The 17,416-nt window shown below is 56.9% G+C and carries 12 protein-coding genes; 1 reads left to right on the top strand and 11 read right to left on the bottom strand.

Annotation, left to right across the window (positions count from 1 at the left end):
- Positions 1-433 precede the first annotated feature (433 nt).
- The 10 genes from LDB05_RS23050 to LDB05_RS23005 are packed head-to-tail and all read right to left on the bottom strand — an operon-like array spanning position 434 to position 14,382.
- A complete protein-coding gene (locus tag LDB05_RS23050; protein WP_226008320.1) occupies positions 434-1,945 on the bottom strand; it encodes a primase-associated protein in 1,512 nt (503 codons plus the stop codon).
- Positions 1,942-2,826, bottom strand: coding sequence for a bifunctional DNA primase/polymerase (locus tag LDB05_RS23045; RefSeq protein WP_226008319.1), 885 nt, complete (start codon positions 2,824-2,826; stop codon positions 1,942-1,944). The genes LDB05_RS23050 and LDB05_RS23045 overlap by 4 nt, the downstream gene beginning before the upstream one ends.
- On the bottom strand, positions 2,823-6,626 hold the full coding sequence (locus LDB05_RS23040; protein ID WP_226008318.1) for an ATP-binding protein: 3,804 nt from the start codon (positions 6,624-6,626) through the stop codon (positions 2,823-2,825). The genes LDB05_RS23045 and LDB05_RS23040 overlap by 4 nt, the downstream gene beginning before the upstream one ends.
- Positions 6,627-6,628: 2 nt before the next feature.
- Positions 6,629-8,836: a VirB4 family type IV secretion system protein gene (locus LDB05_RS23035; RefSeq protein WP_226008317.1), complete on the bottom strand. Its 2,208-nt coding sequence runs from the start codon at positions 8,834-8,836 to the stop codon at positions 6,629-6,631.
- The gene (locus tag LDB05_RS23030; protein WP_226008407.1) at positions 8,820-9,941 is read right to left on the bottom strand and encodes a TraC-like domain-containing protein; all 1,122 of its coding nucleotides are present in this window, start codon (positions 9,939-9,941) and stop codon (positions 8,820-8,822) included. The genes LDB05_RS23035 and LDB05_RS23030 overlap by 17 nt, the downstream gene beginning before the upstream one ends.
- 2 nt (positions 9,942-9,943) lie before the next feature.
- A complete protein-coding gene (locus LDB05_RS23025; protein ID WP_226008406.1) occupies positions 9,944-11,059 on the bottom strand; it encodes a TrbL/VirB6 family protein in 1,116 nt (371 codons plus the stop codon).
- Positions 11,060-11,061: 2 nt separating this feature from the next.
- Positions 11,062-11,922: a hypothetical protein gene (locus LDB05_RS23020; RefSeq protein ID WP_226008405.1), complete on the bottom strand. Its 861-nt coding sequence runs from the start codon at positions 11,920-11,922 to the stop codon at positions 11,062-11,064.
- Positions 11,919-13,652, bottom strand: a complete 1,734-nt coding sequence (locus tag LDB05_RS23015; RefSeq protein WP_226008404.1) for a DUF8186 domain-containing protein — start codon at positions 13,650-13,652, stop codon at positions 11,919-11,921. The genes LDB05_RS23020 and LDB05_RS23015 overlap by 4 nt, the downstream gene beginning before the upstream one ends.
- A gap of 25 nt (positions 13,653-13,677) precedes the next feature.
- The gene (locus LDB05_RS23010; RefSeq protein WP_226008403.1) at positions 13,678-14,097 is read right to left on the bottom strand and encodes a DUF7985 family protein; all 420 of its coding nucleotides are present in this window, start codon (positions 14,095-14,097) and stop codon (positions 13,678-13,680) included.
- 6 nt (positions 14,098-14,103) lie between these two features.
- Positions 14,104-14,382, bottom strand: coding sequence for a hypothetical protein (locus LDB05_RS23005; protein ID WP_226008402.1), 279 nt, complete (start codon positions 14,380-14,382; stop codon positions 14,104-14,106).
- Positions 14,383-14,811: 429 nt separating this feature from the next.
- Here LDB05_RS23005 and LDB05_RS23000 point away from each other — a divergent pair, with 429 nt between their 5' ends.
- A complete protein-coding gene (locus LDB05_RS23000; RefSeq protein WP_226008401.1) occupies positions 14,812-15,477 on the top strand; it encodes a helix-turn-helix domain-containing protein in 666 nt (221 codons plus the stop codon).
- A gap of 401 nt (positions 15,478-15,878) precedes the next feature.
- Here LDB05_RS23000 and LDB05_RS22995 read toward each other — a convergent pair whose 3' ends face one another.
- Complete coding sequence (locus LDB05_RS22995; protein WP_226008400.1) at positions 15,879-17,003, bottom strand: Gfo/Idh/MocA family protein; 1,125 nt, start codon at positions 17,001-17,003, stop codon at positions 15,879-15,881.
- Between the last annotated feature and the right edge of the window lie 413 nt (positions 17,004-17,416).

The raw sequence follows: 17,416 nt of genomic DNA, 5'->3' as shown, positions 1-17,416 counted from the left end.
ATCGTCGTTTGACGGCCCTTCGGCCCGAAAGAGCCAGCGGCGCTTGCACCGTTGTACCCTAGCCTTCCTTTGGACAAATCTGGAGGTACAGAACGGAATAAAACGGGCTTATATTTAGCAAGAGGGCCGTCGGGCAGTTCTCAGCCGTTATTGATGTCCTCGACGAGTTCTACGATACGGTGATTGGGTGGAATTGTGCTCGACGGGGTGGTGAAACCCTTGAATCCGAGGGAATCGGATTCACATTGTAATTGAGACTTGGCATAACTGACTGACAGCAAATGATGGGCTACGTGAGTTGCTTATAGTGACTTACCCGTTCTTGTCCAAATTGGTCGATACAAGGACTGAAAAGTAGATGACGAGATTTTAATATCCGTCACACTTCCGTCTTCTAAATAATGGTGTGGCTCCTGACAATCGACTGTCTGCGTTAGAACTCGTTTCCCTTACCCTCGGTTTCATTTAGTTGATCGTACATCTCATCCGGGAAGGGGAGACTCCCCCAAATCGAATATGGACACTCATTCTGTCCGATGCAGTACCGCTGCATATCGTCGTTGTCGCAGTTCATCGGAAGCGGGGTGTCGCCTCCAATCGTGTTCGAGAACTCGTAGCGAATCTGGTAGTCGGTGACCTGTTCATCGTACCACGGCCACCGCGAGAAGACGTCCTTGAGGTCTCTGACAATCATTTCGAGGTCGTTGTCCTGATACTGTGGCAACCACATCACCATCCGGGCGAAGTTGTACAGGTCCTTTCGGACTGGTTTCTTCTCGTGGAGGCGTTCGGCCATGTTCGCCATGCAGGGGAGTTCAAAGAGGTCCTCGATTGACTCGACGGTGAGGGGCTGGACACCTCGCGTAGATTCCTGAATCCGATAGTGGTTCGTATTTTCGTGCTGCCGAATGGTTAGTCTCCGGTGGTCGCGCTGGGATGCGAGAAGATTCCCGAGACTCCGTGGACTCGAGATGCGATTACACACGTCTCGCTTCCAGTCCGCTTCCGGATCGTACGCCTCCACTGCTTCAAACAGCTCCTTCGCTGAGTAGAAACTCCCCAGCGTGGTGACTTCATCTGGAGCGTCTCGAATCGCATCCCGAAGCACACGGATGGTCCGCTCCCCAGGGTTCCAGTTTCGCCAGATTCGCTCGTGGTGTCCTGTCTCGATGAAGCGATCGATGCGCTCTGTGATGGCCGACTCATTCGTCGTTAGCCACGTGAGCTGGTCTTCGGAGAGGTTCTCCTCCTGAACTCGCAAGAGCTTCTTGAACGCGCGTCTGGCGTACTCGCGATACTTCGTATCGAAATCGCCGACCGGCACGTAGAGACGGTTATCCTTAACGTGAGTGAGCAGTTTTCCGGCCTCTTCTGTCTCGGTGCCGGCGTGGACGAGGCAATCTCTCGATGCCGCAGCCATTGGGATTTCGAGATACAACCCCTCACCGAACTCGGGCATCTCTTTGATCCCTGTACAAACGCGGCCGGGGTGCGGACCGTCCTCTCCAGGATCTTTCGCGTACAATACCTCTGCGATATCCTGTTGGAGACTCCCATCTCCGAATTCTCGAAGGAGGGAAGCGAGATTGTTGACGTATAAATCTCGAATATCGTAGAGGACCTGCACCTTTCGCGGCGGAGCGTGTTCGAACTTCGGGTGTGCCTTGACGCAGATCGCGCTCAACGTCGCGACGACGGCGAGTGTTCCGGGTTCGTCGACGAAGGGGTCCTCTACAGCATTGTCCCTAATGTCTTCTTTGAACGCCGCCGTCCCGAACCGCTCGAGGTCGTTCAACAGATCTTCTGGTTGGTCTTCGCCGTCGACGATGTAGCGATTGTAGCCCCGCGTGAATAGCTGGTTGATGCGTGTCGTGCCGTATTCGAGCGGGAGCGTCGCAATGCGGTAGGCGGTACGCTCGTCCTCGACAGGGGTCGATTGACTCATGACTGGATGACCTCCGGTGTTGCAGACCGAACGTCGAAGCTCGGGCTCTCTATCGGTGTGACGATACTGCAGACGTCAGCGTGCAACGAGTAGGGGAGCCGGGCGACTCGACGACGGTCGGCGGTAACCACTGGATCGATGGGAATCTCGTAGGTGTCTTGCAGAAGGTCGTTCAGCACCTCTCGACTCTTGGCGTCATATCGATGAGCAGGGTCGGTATCGAGGAGATAGACGTGAACGCCTTGGCCGCTGTACACCACCATCGTCTCTTCGGCGTTGAAGTCGTCCTCGAAAATATCTCGCACCTCGAAACCGTACTCAATGGCCCGTTCGATATCCGCGAAAGAATACGGGTAGCCTGCTGGGTCGGCTTCGAGAATCCCCGCGGCATCGAGCAGTGCCTCGCTGTCCCCTGCAATATCCTCGTCCAGTACTGCTTGCGTTGCTCGCTCTCGTGCTATCGTTTTTGCATCGATATCGACGAGGATCACCCACGGCCGTTCCCAATGATCGAGGGCGTAGTAGACCGCATCGGGACGTGGATCTGGTTTCTCGAGCAGGTCGGGATCTGCGAGAGCGAAGTTACTCCGTCCGAGCGAGTCATTCCGTGCTGGGTGGCGGATGAACTCGAGGACGTCGTCGAAGTCGTGGAACGCTGCTGAGGTCCGCTCTCCGGATGTGTTCGTCTGCCAGGTGTCCCGTCGGATGAAGTCCTTGTCTGGCACTCTGTCTTTCCGTACCGGGTGGGGTTCTCGAAACGCGAGTGCATACTGTTTCGGTCCCTCCGCTGTGATGAACGACGGGAGTTCGTCGACGTACGAAGAGAACTCTTCGGTGTAGTACCTGTAAATCTCCTCGCGCGTAGCTTGGCGCCAACTCATGGATTGTACTCCTCATCGAGCTTGTTGAAGCTCCGAATCGTCGTCATCCCTTCTGCGTCGAACGATTCGACGGCTTCCCGAATATCCGAGAATCGACGGGCTGTACGCCCACTCACACTGCTTTCTATCCGGTCAGCCTCTGCGAGCCGATCCAACACCTCGACGGCTGTCTCGCGTCTGTTGAACGCCCAGACAGCGTTTGCGTCCACCGCACTCTGCTTGTCGTAGTCGTCGACCGGCGCGTGTTTGTTGTTGCTTGGGAGTTCCGCTTCACCGGTCCATACGAGTTCTCCGTCAGCGTCGAAGGCGGCGACGTCGAACACCGTCTCCTCGTCGTATTCGTAATAGGATTCGACCTGCTCGACATCGTCGCGCGCTTCTAACCATAGTTCGAGTAGCTTCACACCGACCTTGTGCGGCGTCTTCTCGCCGATATCTCCCTGACTATGGCCGACCTTGAGCTTCTGACCGAGCAGTTCACGCCCTGCCGGGAGGACGGTGTAGTACTTCCGACTACAGGCTCGTCCTTCTTCCAGCAGGTCCTGGTTGATGAGCCGCTGCACGTCTAAGTCATCAAAGTCGTACTTGAACGCACTCATTGAATCCAAGAGTCCGTGGTTCGGTGCGTTCCTGTTCATCACATCGAGGACGCGAGTCAAGAACCGGATGTCGTCGTGAGTGAGCTCGCGCCGTCGGAGTTCGTCATCGGAGACAGTCACGCCACCTGCCAGTACTGGCGACGATCTGTTTTCGTCGACGACGTCCGTCTCCTCTTTTGTGGCCGACTCTTCTGACTCTGCGGATCCCATATTCCCAAACAGCGAATCAATGGTGTCCGCGTCTTTTTCTTCGTCGGCTACTGAATCACTAGCTGCCTGTCCGATGAACGACGACTGCGTCGATTCCACAGAATTAGCGGATTCTGCAGATGCCGACTGTCCAGCGTTCGGTCTACTCCCCCAGCCCTCATCGTCGGCTGTCTCCGATTCGCGTGGAGTCTCAGCAAGTCCGTACTGGGCCTGTGTACGCTCCGACAGCCGTGGAAGGGCCATGGTCTCGAAGTGGTCCTCCTGTTCGACAGAGAGCGGCTCGTCGCTCTCTGGATGGCCGGCTGCTATCGGGAGTGGCTTTACCGAGAACGGAGCAGGCCCTGTCTTCCCAAACGAGGGGCTCGGGAGTTGAGCAATCCACTCTCCACTGGGGAGCGTATTGACCCGATTTCGAAGGTCAGTCGGACTCAGGTCTTCGTGGGCCAACGACTCGGCAAGGTCGCGCTCAATGGAGATGTTCCCGATGAGCTTCGTCTTGATGTTGTTGAGGACCTCGTCGTAGGCACGCTCGTTCCGATTTCGAACCTGCCCGGGGAACTGCATTACCAGTCCCATGCTCAGGCCGAATGACCGTCCTTGTGGAAGCAGCTGCTCGGAGACGAGTTTTGTCGAAGCCACGGGAGCGGCCTCCTCGATAATGAGATTGGTGAGGTTCTCGTAGTCTGTCTTTCCATCACGCCGGCGCACCTGGACGGCGTCCCAGAGGTTACTCAACAGGAGGAGTGTGATTGCCCGCTGTGCCTCGGGACGCAGATCGCCCAAGTCGAACAGAATCGTGGCGTCTTCGTCGAGGAATTCGCGGAAATCGAAGCGGTTGTCAATATAGTCCCCGTCATCATCCCGTTCCGGAACGTGACTGAAGATCCGTCGCAGGTGCGCGTCTTCTCTGAGTTTATCGAGACGGTTTCCGACGGCGTCCATCGACACCTGGAACTGGTGGTCGTCCTTTGCGAAGTGCCGCGTGAGCGACTCCTCGACGTTCTGATTCTCTGCAGAGACCGGAGGTACTGTCCGCTTACGTTGCATCTGGAGGGCAGCCGTGAAGAGATCATCGAGGCCGAAGGCGTCGCTCCCGTACTCCTCGTCGAAGAGTGCCTTGATCAGGTAGCTGAGGATCTCGTTTGCGACGAACGCCTGACCGTGCTGCTTGCGGCCCATAATCATCCGGAGGATGTCGTGGAAGTGGTCGACCTTATCCTGAATCGCATCCTCACGGTTGCGTCCGGCTTCCAGTGCGGGACGGATATCGAAGAAGGAGAACGCAGGGATGGCCTCCGGGACGCGGAACTGGTAGACGTCGTCCAACTCACCGAACTGCTCGTAGTGGCAGCGCAGATAGTTCTTGCACATGCCGTCGCCCTTTGGGTCGACAATGACGACGGGCCCGCCAGTCGTCTCTTGAAGTGAGAGAGCATCATTGATGATCGCTTTCGACTTTCCACCGCCAGTCGACGCGAAGCGTCCGTAGTGTGTCGTCAACAAATCCGGCGGAATACGGATCGGATCCGGACGCGGCTCGCCGTTCTCGTCGAGGGCGTAGCCGATAGCCATCCCCTCCTGGAACTGCTGGATAAGGTCTGGATTGGGCCATGGCAACGGATTTCTGCTCTGTTGCTCGGCTCGAGTGCCCCGTGTTCCCTCGACCGTTAACTGTTCGGAGGAGGGAACCAACACGAAGTTCGCCAGCTCTGTGCCACAGAGAACTAGCTCGGGCCGGGTTTTGCCTCGTCCGGTCGTCAGTTCACTGTTGAGAAGACGCTGTAGGGCGGCCTGTGCGTTTTTTGTCTTCGTTTTCTCACGGAAGCCGCTGTCACGGAGGCGTTTTCCCTCGACCTCGTAGAACGACCCATCAAGTGGATCAAACACTGGCAGTAACGAATCCATGCGAGCATCGAGATCGTCACGAGTATCCTCGGTAGGGACGCCGACGGCGCGGATATTGGCTGTGAACGACCGTTTGGCGTTCTTCGCGTCGATATACTCGATTCGTTTCTCGACGGATTCGCTGATCTGGCGTTCGTCCTGATCGCTCCGTTGGTCTTCGACCTCGAGCAATGATCCGACGACCTCTTGGAAGAACGTATCCCGGCCGTCGACGAGGTCTTCTTTCCGCACCTCCGCGTCGGACTGCCAGCTGGATCGGCGTTGGAAGACGACCTGGAACGCGGCCGGCGCTGTCGCCTCCATCAGATGGTCAATAAGCGACGCGAGTACTGCGTCTGGTTGGTCGACGGACGAGAGATCCCCGTTCGTTTCCTCCGCTGAGAACGGCGTCAGCGAGGTCATCCAGTCCTGCTTTCGCGTCGCGGAGCCACACCAGCGGACACCAAGTGGTGAGACGGCATCTTTCGCCGGGCGAGCCAGAATCGTTCCTTCCGGTGTCATCGTCGGCTTCTCGATTGCCCGTCGCTCCTCTTCGTCGTCAGGGAGTGCATCCGGCGGCACTAGTTCGAGGGCCGAGCCCCCGACCGGAACGTGATGGTCAGGGACTGTCGTGGATGCTGTACCGCCGTCGAGAATCGGGTCTGCTTCGGCTGACTCGGAGTCAGCTGGCTCTTCATCGACGAAATCGTACCGTTCCGCCGGACCGAACTCATATTGCAGCCTCCCGGCTTCGTAGTGCTCGATGAATTCCTGCGGTGTGTACTCGACCGGCTGAACGAGCCGGGCGGCGACATCGACGTCGACGCGTTTGATATCGAACGTGGCCGGATAGATAGAACGGAGGCGCTTCTCGAGCGTATCGAGGTGCGCATCGGCTCCGTAGAAGAACTCCACCGGATCGTCCGGGCCATCACTCATCGCGAGGAACTCGAACCGTGGCGGTGTCTCACTGTGGAGCGGATTCAGTGTCGCTCCGAGACTCGACGATCCGGGCGTGGTCAGTTTGTGGAGACTCTCGAGGACTCGAGGGATACGCTCCGGATCGAGTCGCTCGGACGTCGGCGTCACACGAAGATATTCACTCATCGCTACTCCCCCTCGGCAGACCCGCCGTCCGGTTCGGCTGCGATGACATCTGCGTCGTCGTCTTCGCCGTTCGTTGCTCGGTATTCGAGCACCTCCTGGAACTCCTGCATCTCGGTACCGATGGCGCCGTCGCCGGCGCCAGGGAGCGAGGACCGAACCTGTGTGGTCGGATCGAAGTCGATGATCTCCTTCTCCTTGGGCATCGCTTTGACCTTGATCCCGCGCCACTCACCGTCAACGCCGATGAGTGCCTCCGAGAAGCCGGCGTCCTCGTTGCCGGGGACGGCATCCTGGACGAACCGCATCTGCGCGTAGTTCAACCCGAACTCGTCGGCCCACTCCCTGTCCATTCCGTCCAATCGGTGGAACTGCTTGACCGCACACTGATCCAGAATCGCCTCGGACTCGGCGTGCTCGAAGAACTCGTCGACGGTCTGCGTGACCAGTCGGATCGAGAGGTCGTGGTGGCGGTGGTGTCGGAACACCGTCTCGAGGAAGGCGAGACTCGCTGCGTCCTGCATGATGTACCGCGCTTCGTCGATGTAGAATACGACCTCTTTCTCCGAGACTTTCGCACGCTCGTAGACCAGTGAGATGAGCAGCTGCATCGTCAGCGCCGTACTACTGTCGACGCTGCCCTCCTGCTGGGCGAGGTCGAGGTAGATGACCTTTTCGTCGCGAATGTCGAAATCCGATGGCTGCCCGAGGTTGGCGTGCCGACCACCCTCCTCGAAGGGGCGGAGCTGGTCGAGCAGCCACGTCGCATCCTCTTTGATCTTCCCTGCTTCCTCGTTGGACCGGACGACGAACTCCTCGGGCTCGTCGACCATGTCCTCAAAGACGTCCATCATGTCCCGGATGGTCGGACTCGGATTGCCGTGCGTGGTGATGTCGTCGGTGATGCCGTTGCGCTTGTACGCTCGCTTGAGACCGAGTTCGAGCGTCGTCCGGCGGTCGCCCAGTGAGATCCCACGAAGCGCGAAGAAGTTGGTGAGGAAGCTCATCGCGTCGTCGAGCTTCTCGTTGAACGGGCTGGCGTCCTCACCCATCGCTCGCTGGACGTGTTCGGGGGTCTCCCGAATCTCCAGGGGGTTGAGGCCGAGCGTCCCGCCGACGGTGATCCGCTTGGCATCCAGCGCCTCCGAGACGCCAGCCCAGTTGTTCAGCGGTTCGAGGATGATGCCGATGCGGTCCTTGCTCTGCTCGATCGACCGGATGAAGTTCTGCTTGGAGCTGAACGACTTCCCCGACCCCGTGTCGCCGACGGTGAACATCGCGTACCCGTTGTCTCGAGCGAACGGGTCGATGACAACCGGGCTCTGGTTGTCCTTGTGAATCCCGAACTCGACGCCGCCCTCCTCGAGTATCGTCGCGTTGTGCGGCGAGGACAGCAACGCGCCGACGGCGCCGCCGAGCGCGATCGACGTCCGGCCGAATTCGTTGTCGCCGATGGGCGCGGCGGACTGGAGGGCGAGGTCTTGCCGGCAGATCGCGGTCTTCGGCGTGAGGTTCGCCGGATCGTCGCGGAGCGCACTTTTGACCGTCTGGACGGCGTCTCTGAGGTCGTCTTTTTCGTCAGCTCGCACCGTGATGAACAGCCCTTGGTCGAAGACGCTCGCGCCGTTCTCGACGGCTGTGTACGTCGCTGCGGCCTCGTTGGCGCGTTCCTGCAGGTAGGCACTCCGCACGCTCTGTTCGAGATCGGCGTCGACCTGAAGGTCATCAGCGATATCCTGCAGTTCATTCCGTGCCCGTTCCTGGTTCTTCGGCGTGATGTGTGCCGTCAGGTCGAACTGGACGTCGGTCATCTCGAAGAGGTCGCTGAGGTAGCCGTCGTTGGGATAGTCCGGATAGTCAGCGATGTACAGCGTCGTCGTCCACTGCTCCCCGACCCGTGCAGCTCGTGTTTCCCACTCGATGGCGGTCGGCGCCGTGACCGTCTTGTGTGACTCGGCGATGTCGTCGAGGAGCTGGCGTTCGGCGTGCCCGTCTTCGAGCGTTTCCTCCTCGAGTAGGTCCGAGAACTCGACCTCTTCTTCGTTGTCCTCGGTGTACCTGTTCCAGAGGAATTTCCCGACGGCGCCGAGGACGACAATGATCCCGACGTAGAGAGCCGCACCTTCGGCCGACGTCGGGTTCGAGAGCCACTCGACTACTTGGCCGATAGCGCGGCTACCAGACTGGAGGGGCAGGTCACGCATCGTGGTCATCCTCCCGGCGCGAGTGGCCAATGATGGGATGTTCACGAATGACGCGTTCCGCTTCGTCGTAGTCGTGTTCGCGACCGTTCCAGAAGTCCATATTCAGGACGAACAGCTCGACCGTGCTGAGTCGTCGTGCTGACCACCCGGATGCTTGCTGGATGAACTCGGCACGGACGTCGTTGACTCGGCTGTCAAGCTTCTCGAACATCTGAGCGCGGCGTTCGACGTCGGTGAGGTCCTCACGGCGAGTGACGAACGGATTGAACAGGAACCCGATGACGGGGAACTGGGTCAGCTTCTCGGCAGGAGTACCCTCGTCACGGAAACGATCGTAGACCTCCAGCGGCGTGACCTCGACACCAACGTAGTAGCGAACCTGCTGGATGCCCCGTTCACGCATCTCTTTGGGGCGGGTCTCCCGATATTCCTCGAGGAGTTCTTTGAAGATCGGATTTTCCGTGACGTCTTCGTCGTTCAGTCGATCCTCAATGGTCTCCGTAATCTGTTCGACAGGGAACGAGCGCGTTGTCGCATGGAGCTTGAGCTTCGAGTCCAGTTCTTTGTTGGCAAATTCTTCGCCAGCTTCCTGAAGTTGAGCCCAGTCGTCGGACATCGCGAAGTCCATGTTGTCCGGATCAATCTCGATGAACGCCTCCATTGTCCCGTCGGCACGTTGAATCGCGCCAGCGCCCGGCCACGCTCGCTCGATGTTCGTAAGATCCTGGGTTCGTTCGTCCGGCTTGAACGGTGTGTAGTTTGCGAGCCCGCCCTCGTTCCGTTCCGTCTCGTTGGTGCTACTGTCGGCTTCTTCAGGTGCGCTGAACGTGATCTGAGGCCGCTTCGCGTATCGATAGACGTCCTTCGTCCACGTCCATGCATTCACGTAATCGGGTGAGACGTAGACGATCGCGACGCCGAAGCCGAAGCCACCCGCGACGAATGGGAGGGCCAATGATTCGATGCCGGTCAGGCCGGCGATGAACAGGCCGATGATCGGAAAGGCGATCAAGATACCCACGTCACCCTCCTCGATGTTGAGGTAGGGGATACGACTCTCCTCACCGAACTGATCCATGATACGTCGTGCGGCTGCGTCTTTGTCGATCGACATCGTTAGTGGATACCTCGGTCAAAGTCCATTCCACGGCTGTCACTCGCTGTCTCCGCTGTGACTCCACCGGGGTCGTTTTCCGTGCGGCGGTATGATGGTGCGTCTCCTCCCTCACCGGTATGCCCGCCTCGAGCAGCAGCCTTCTGGGCAAGAGCGTGGCCCGCGGCGGCTTTCGGGCCCCACCGAGCGGCGGTCGTCGCGACGCCAGCGCCGCCGATGTAGGCCCCGGCAGCCACGCCGCCGACAAGAGCCGCTCCTTTTGTCGCACCTCCAAGGACCTTAGCGGTCAGCGGGGTTGCGAATTTGAAGGTCTTCCAAGTGAGATAGACCGCGATGAGAGGTAATGAAGCAGCAACTAAGTACTTCAGAAACGCACTATTTGGAGAAAGAGCCCCTTCTGAGTAGAGCAGATCGTATCCTTTGAATACGACTGCTGCTGGAAGGGGAAGAACTGCTAGAGGAACAAATCGCTTGGAAAATCCCATCGCGATGTCGGAAAGGACTGGAATATTACCGTATGCGAGGGCGAACGCTAACGGCATTCCGTAGACATACACGTAGAGCAAAACCTCCCGGATGTAATATAGGGCCTCAAGTGCCCACATTGAGAGGCCACCAATAATCGCGAACACGAATGCAAGTCCGGGGTTCGTCAGTGACTCTTTGAGGAAATTCAGCATCGCATCACCTAGGGAGTCCAGACTCGGCATCAACGCAATAGTGAATCCGTCGACGATGTAGAGGCCGAGAACACTCACCCAGTACCAACTGATAATGAGGAATGCACCAACCCAAGCGGTCTTCTTTGTCCGCCTCGCTTCATAGGCACTTCCAATATTGAATATCCGAACCGTGTGTCGTCCTTGCACACACATTACCAAAAGAAGTAGAGAAATAAGCAGAATTTCCCCCCCGACCAACGCATCACGAATTGCTGGCCAGGGTCCGTTTGTTGGCGCACCAAAGACAAATGCACCCTCCGTTTCAGGCGTGGGGGTTCTAAACATCTCCTCAGATAGGGTTTCATAACCAGTGTTCAGCCCCTCCATGAAGAGGCTGATTACCCAATCTACGATGTCTTTGAACCCCTCTAGGATGACATCAATTAGGTCCACCATTGTTAGTCCTCACTAATTGTGATCTCGCAATTATCGAACTCTTCTGACGCAGAGTAGTGGATACTGTAAGACTTAGAAACTCGGTCAGCTCCTACTTGTGTTTCCAAGATGACTTCGAAGCTCCCGTTTTGTTCTTCGCTCTCACACGAAGTCCCCTCTCCTCGCATGAACGCAAACGGTGAACGGTAACTGTACAGTGTAAGCTTCTCTCCCGGTTCTATGACCACTTCATCAACTTCTGTATCCCTGTCGGGGTCGTATATGCCACTGATTTCATCGTTGTCGGCGTAGTTCGTTCCTTCCTCATCTGAGGGATATGGGACATCTCCAACGAAGAGGAACTGCGTGATCGCATCTGGACCACTCCCTCGGTTTTCGACAGATACGAAGGCCTCTTTAGTGATTTTGTCACTTGAGCTATTCCACATCTTTTCAGGCTGATTCTTCCCCATTCCCATTTCCATGATTCTGAGATTAGGCTGGATGGACAGGGAAGACTCCCCTACAGTCTCTTCGCCTTCTAAAGCGAGTACACGATACTCACCGGGGACATACGTTGTTCCAATTTCGAACGAGACCTGTTGGGAACCTGTGACCACATCACGCTGTCCGAACAGCCCTCCGTCCGGCTGGATGAGGTTGACCTGATCAACATCGGCTTCTTCCGAGAGCTCAACGACAAGCGTTGTCCCGTCGACAGCGATGCGTTGGAGCGGACCCTGGCCGTCTAGCGAAGTAGTTCTGTTACCAGGCGTTCCAGAGCCTCCATCGTTGTTCAGGCAGCCAGCAACGTTCACGAATGCAGCGCCTGTGAGTGTTCGGAGAGCGGTTCGCCTACTGACTCGTGGATTCTTCTGTGTCATGGGTTTCGTTGGAAGATGTCTTCTGGACCGAGCATCCGCAGAAGTCGTTTGCCTGCGTAGAACATCACGAAGAACGGGAGGAGCTGCCAGCCAACCTCGAATACGAGAGCGAACCATCCCTCGATCGTCCCTAATGGGTGCCAGCGAGTGGTCGCGGTGTCACTCACGTATGCGGGATTATGGCTAAGCCACGGACCTGGGTGATATCGAGCCGTGTAGATGCCCAGTTCATCAATCGTCACGGTAGCGACCCCGGACGCGTTGGTTTCGACACGCTGATTCGCGACGGTGATGTGCCCGTTCCGGGTGACTCCACCGATTGGATACTGCCGGCTATCGTCGAGTTTAATCGGTGTACCGGTCTGATTATCTCGGAGTTCAAGCCGGATAGTCGCCTGCGATTGATTCTGCTTGATGACCTCCATGGAGAGGTTGCTACGCCGAAGCTGTCGCTGGGATCCTCCCTCTGGCTCGATGATCGAGGCATTCACCCCTCGGACGATTCCGGCTACCTGGAGAGCTTCGCGGTCGACGTTTTCGGCACGTACCGCGACCCCATACGTCGTCGTGTACGATTGGTTGGCGATGTCGATGTTGATGTTCTCTCCAATGGTACCGACCGGTGATGGGCGGTCAATTCCCCACGTATCGATGAGTTCCGGGCCGTTTCGAACTGGCTCGGCACGCGGACCGATACGTGATGGATACGCATGGACGTAGACCGGAATCGCATCGGATCCGACTGTAGCGCTATCCGTCCGGTTCGACCGAACGAGCGTATCCCAGTTGGTGTTTCGAGCGGTGTAGAACCGCCAGACTCCACGAACCCTCGTATCACCATCCTCAGTCAAGGTATATCCCTGCCACGGCCGAGACTGGAAGGTGGCAACGCCGGAATCCCCGTTGGGATACTCGGCATAATAGGTGGATGCCGAGAAGTCATAGATCTCGACGTCGATTGAATCCGAGACGGTACGCGATTCCGTCTGGTAGGTGACGGTGACGTCTGTTTGATTGTCTCGTCCAATCTGGGTAGTCTTCTTCAGACGGACGTTAATATCCGCTTCAAGCGTGAGAGTCGCACTCCAGGCGTCCTCGATCTGGTAGTTGAGAGTCGGCGTATGGGATCTATCCTGCTCTGCGATGACCTCTTGATCGTTCTTCAATCGGATTTCTTCGATCTCGTGCTCCGTAAGCGACCACTCAGTAGTCGCGTTCTCAGAGGAATTTCCGTTGGGGACTCGAACACGATAGTCGATGAAACCCCGAATCGTTCCGTTCGGTGCGATATAGAGCGGCGCCTCGCTGGACTCGAGGTGTCCTCGTGTGGAGGGGTGGACAGCGAAGATCGTGGTATGAGCGTCCTCGATGAAGACGCCGTCCTCGAGGTCCGCGTGTGGCGGATGTACGGAGGTGTCTGCGTTGCCGGCGTCGAGGTCCTCGAAGTCGTTTCGCGTCCACGTTGCAGCGATTTCCGGCGGCCGTTTGAACGTAACATCTGTCCCATTAGCGACTTGGTGGACGGCGGAGCGGGGCTCGCCGTATTGCTGGCGGTACTCTTTTTGGGAGATATAGTTGTCCGCATCGTGCGACCACAGCGATGCAGACTCGTTTTCAGTGAGCCCGTTCCCCTCCGTGCCCGGCCGCGGCGGATCGGCTGTGACAATACCCGTTACTATACTTGTCACGAGCACGGCAGCCATGAACACGGAGAGTTTTCGGTGGGACATGGGGATCATGACGATAGCTGGGTGGCTACCAAGGGACGAGGTCGACGCACTGTGCCAGCGGAAGGCTCATCATCGACCCGGCGACGGTGTACAGTGGGCCGAGAACGACGAGGATGACTGCGGATTTCATCGCCGAGCGCTTGTGACGCTTGAGCCCCTTCTTCTGCTCCGGATTGAGGGTAAACATCTCGATAAGGGAGTCTGCCTGCCAGACAATGGCGAGGCCGACGATTCCCAGTGCAGTGGTTAGCTGGAAGAAACCCTCAATCATGCTGGGTAGGTTATCCGCACTACAGACTGCGTTACTCTGTGCTGCGACAGTCTGTACGGCAAACAGACTCAGGAGGACGATGGTGAGTGCGGCTTGTTTCGGGATTCTACTCGTCGTTGTTGGCTCCGCTTCGGTGCTACGTTCGGGTTCGGAGGAGTTGATATCCTGGGACATAGCGAGTTACTCATCAGTGGTATCTCCGGCCGTAGGCTGGTATTGCTGATCCCCCACGAGCGACTGGAGATCGGCGAATCGGTTAGTGTTTTCAGCGATCTCTTCGAGTATATAGCCCTGCTCGCGGGCCCGCTCGAAGAGGTCACGGAGTTCATCAGGATCGATACCTCGAACGTCCATCTCCTCGCGGAGTGCGCGACGATAGAGGGCAGAGCCGTTGATGTGGTCGTTCCACATCAGGAACAGGTCATCGATCTCTTCGATAGTGACTGACCGTGTGATCATACATGCGAATCTGGGTATACACCGGCTCAGTCCCGGTGCATACTGCCTTATTCATGGGGGCGTAAATATATTTTTTGATTAGTGAAATATGAACCAATCCAGCAAAGGAACCAACAAAACAATGTTCTCAAACTGGTCCAAATAGACAGTGTTTGAGGAGATTGCAAGACTCATTCGGGTGCTACTCGATCGTAGTTTCAAATCGTCATCTTCGTTGTTGTAGTCCAGATAATGGGATCAGAGGGGATTCAATACCTCCGGTGCGTAATAGTGTCTCGAGTGAACCGATGATAAGAGAATATCCGCTAAATGGTGAACTAATGCGTGTTATCGGTTTGGAGAGTACTATTCGTGGACAGAGACTATCATCGCCCTGTCTGACCCAATCAATGCACCAACGTCGTGCGCTTCGTATAGAAGGGAAGAAGAATGAGTTTGATCGCCGAGTTTAGCATTATCTCTCCATTGGTTCAGGAACCGCTCGAATCGGTCCCAGAGATGGTGTTGTACAACGAGGACGTACATATGACACCAGCGGGTGAAGGGATACGCGTTTTCTGGGCTTCGGGTGATAATTTCGATGCTTTCGAATCGAGCCTACAGGCAAGTTCCACAGTCAAAGATTACGCTTGCCTTACAGAAATAGACGACCGGCGCTTGTATCGTGTGACTCACCCCAAAGAAACCGTCCCGGATCTGCTCTATCCCAAGGCTGCTGAGTCTGATGTTGGATTTCTTGACGTTACGACCACACATGAGGAGTCTTACTTTCGTGCTCGTATCCCCTCTCTCGATACCCTAAGGGACGTCCGTGATGTCTGCCAAAAAAAAGGAATACAGTTCCACCTTCACCGTCTCTATCGAGAAGAGCTGGACGATCCGGCTGACCAGTTCGAATTGACCGCTGCTCAGCGCGACGTACTCGTTCGAGCGCACGAGCAAGGCTACTTTAACGAGCCACGTAATACCACACTCGAAGAGTTGGCTGAGGAGTTCGAGATCTCTTCGTCTGCGCTCGGCCGGCGGATGCGGCGGGGACTGGATACACTTATTGAACACACGATTCGTTCAGAGCCCGAAGATTTCGATGATTGATCGTCATCTGAGGAGACATGTATTCAGATAAGTAGAAAGTTGGGGTAGAGATTCACAGGTATGAAATATTTAGTGCTGAGTAGATATTCTCCAGTTGGGGGATAGTATCAATACTATTTCACTAGAGCTCTCGACAACCACCTCATATCCACAGTGTACGAATGCTACTTTGCCTACAGGCTAAGATCCATCTGCCACATCATGGAATGACTCATTTATGATATCTGTATTAACCGTGTTGTAGAGTGGTTTGAGTCCAGTATCTTCTTCATTCTCGTTTCTGGCTTCTAAATTCTGGTCTGCAATGGCAGCGATAACTTGAACAACTGCAACGGACACCGGTTAATTCTAGGATTCGTTGGTCTGTGCTGACGACATCCACTAGTCGTATTCAACCCCAATCAGTCGAGTTGTGCCGCCTGCTCGAGTCGGGGCTCCACCGGTGGGGACTCTTTGAGCTGGATCACACGACCCGTCTCGCTTGAGCGGTAAATCGCGTCGATCACGCGCTGGACGGTCAGGGTCTCCTCGACGGTATTCGTCTCCGGCGTCGCGCCCGCAGCGACGGCTGCGAGGAACTGTTCGTCCTGTTCGCCGTAACCGGTCACCGCGGCGTCACCGGTCATGTCGACGTTGGTGTAGTGATCGCAGCCGGCCGTTCCGGCCTCGAGGATCCGCAGGTCGGTGTCGCCGATGTCGAACTGGGCGCCCGCCTCGGTGCCGCGCACGCGGAAATCCATGCTCTCCTCGCGGTTGGTCGCCCACGCGGCCTCAAGCGAGATGGTTTGGCCGTCCGCACAGCGGATGAAGGCGCTGACGGAGTCGTCGACCTCGTAGGTCTCCGCCTCGGCGTCCCAGTTGTCGCCGAATCCATCGGGATCAGCGTACTCTTCAGTGGTTCCAAAGGTCGTCCGCAAGACGCCGCTTACTTCGACGATCTCAGGGAAGTCGAGCGCGTAGAGTGCGAGGTCGAGCGCGTGGACGCCGATGTCGAGCAAGGCACCGCCGCCCGCGAGTTCGGGATCGGTGAACCACGAGCCGGGGCCGGGAACGCCGCGCCGGCGGACGTAGTTGGCCTCGACGTGGGTCAGGTCGCCGAAACGATTGCGCGCGAGTTGTTCGTCGAACATGGCCATCGACGCGGCCTGACGGTTGTGAAAGCCGACTATACAGATGCCGTCCGAACGTGCCGCCGCAGCGGCGATCCGTTCTGCGCTTTCGAGAGTGTGTGCGAGGGGCTTTTCGATGAGGACGTCCAGTCCCGCCTCGAGAGCTGCGACGGCGATTGCCTCGTGGAACCGGTTGGGCGTCGTCACGATGACGGCGTCGACAGCGTCGTCTTCGATGAGGGCCTCGTGGGTTTCGTAGGTCCGTGCGCCGAACTCGTCGGCGAATCGATCGCGTTGCTCTGGAACGAGATCCACGCCCGCGACGATGTCAGCGCCGAGGTCGCGAATACTTCGCGCGTGGAAATTTCCCATGCCGCCGAGGCCGATGATTCCAACCCCAATATCGTCGCCAATCACAGCCAACCCCCCGACTTCGTAGCAACAGCGATGGAAGAGTGCTGAACACCATGCCATGACGTTATTTGTCTCCAATCCTGTTCCACAGAGAGTACAGTCGACGATTGAGAGACGGGTGGTAATTGGTTAATCATACTCTCTATTGAGCACTATGCGCCTGTGAGTTGCCCCGCTCACCTTCTACGGTGTTTAAACGGCATCCCATCCAGACGATTGATCAGTGATACCTGCAGACCCCATACTGAACACGGTGTTCTGACCGGAACTGCCTTCTGAGAAGAACGACGATTCGGTATGTAGATTTGCGAACCTACTGTTGCAGTGTTCAGTTCTGGCTACCTGATAGTAGTTATTATCACATGCTCACTACACGAGTGGCTAGGAAGTACTGCTTCTCCATACGTTAGCCAAAG

This window comes from Natrinema salinisoli (assembly GCF_020405205.1).
Taxonomy (GTDB): Archaea; Halobacteriota; Halobacteria; order Halobacteriales; family Natrialbaceae; genus Natrinema; species Natrinema salinisoli.
Note: the sequence above shows the minus strand (reverse complement) of the source record. Positions and strands in the feature narration are given on the sequence as shown.

Excerpts from the sequence above, each read along its gene's own strand:
- LDB05_RS23050 (WP_226008320.1), bottom strand. The coding sequence starts at position 1,945 with ATGAGTCAATCGACCCCTGTCGAGGACGAGCGTACCGCCTACCGCATT.
- LDB05_RS23045 (WP_226008319.1), bottom strand. The coding sequence starts at position 2,826 with ATGAGTTGGCGCCAAGCTACGCGCGAGGAGATTTACAGGTACTACACC.
- LDB05_RS23040 (WP_226008318.1), bottom strand. The coding sequence starts at position 6,626 with ATGAGTGAATATCTTCGTGTGACGCCGACGTCCGAGCGACTCGATCCG.
- LDB05_RS23035 (WP_226008317.1), bottom strand. The coding sequence starts at position 8,836 with ATGACCACGATGCGTGACCTGCCCCTCCAGTCTGGTAGCCGCGCTATC.
- LDB05_RS23030 (WP_226008407.1), bottom strand. The coding sequence starts at position 9,941 with ATGTCGATCGACAAAGACGCAGCCGCACGACGTATCATGGATCAGTTC.
- LDB05_RS23025 (WP_226008406.1), bottom strand. The coding sequence starts at position 11,059 with ATGGTGGACCTAATTGATGTCATCCTAGAGGGGTTCAAAGACATCGTA.
- LDB05_RS23020 (WP_226008405.1), bottom strand. The coding sequence starts at position 11,922 with ATGACACAGAAGAATCCACGAGTCAGTAGGCGAACCGCTCTCCGAACA.
- LDB05_RS23015 (WP_226008404.1), bottom strand. The coding sequence starts at position 13,652 with ATGTCCCACCGAAAACTCTCCGTGTTCATGGCTGCCGTGCTCGTGACA.
- LDB05_RS23010 (WP_226008403.1), bottom strand. The coding sequence starts at position 14,097 with ATGTCCCAGGATATCAACTCCTCCGAACCCGAACGTAGCACCGAAGCG.
- LDB05_RS23005 (WP_226008402.1), bottom strand. The coding sequence starts at position 14,382 with ATGATCACACGGTCAGTCACTATCGAAGAGATCGATGACCTGTTCCTG.
- LDB05_RS23000 (WP_226008401.1), top strand. The coding sequence starts at position 14,812 with ATGAGTTTGATCGCCGAGTTTAGCATTATCTCTCCATTGGTTCAGGAA.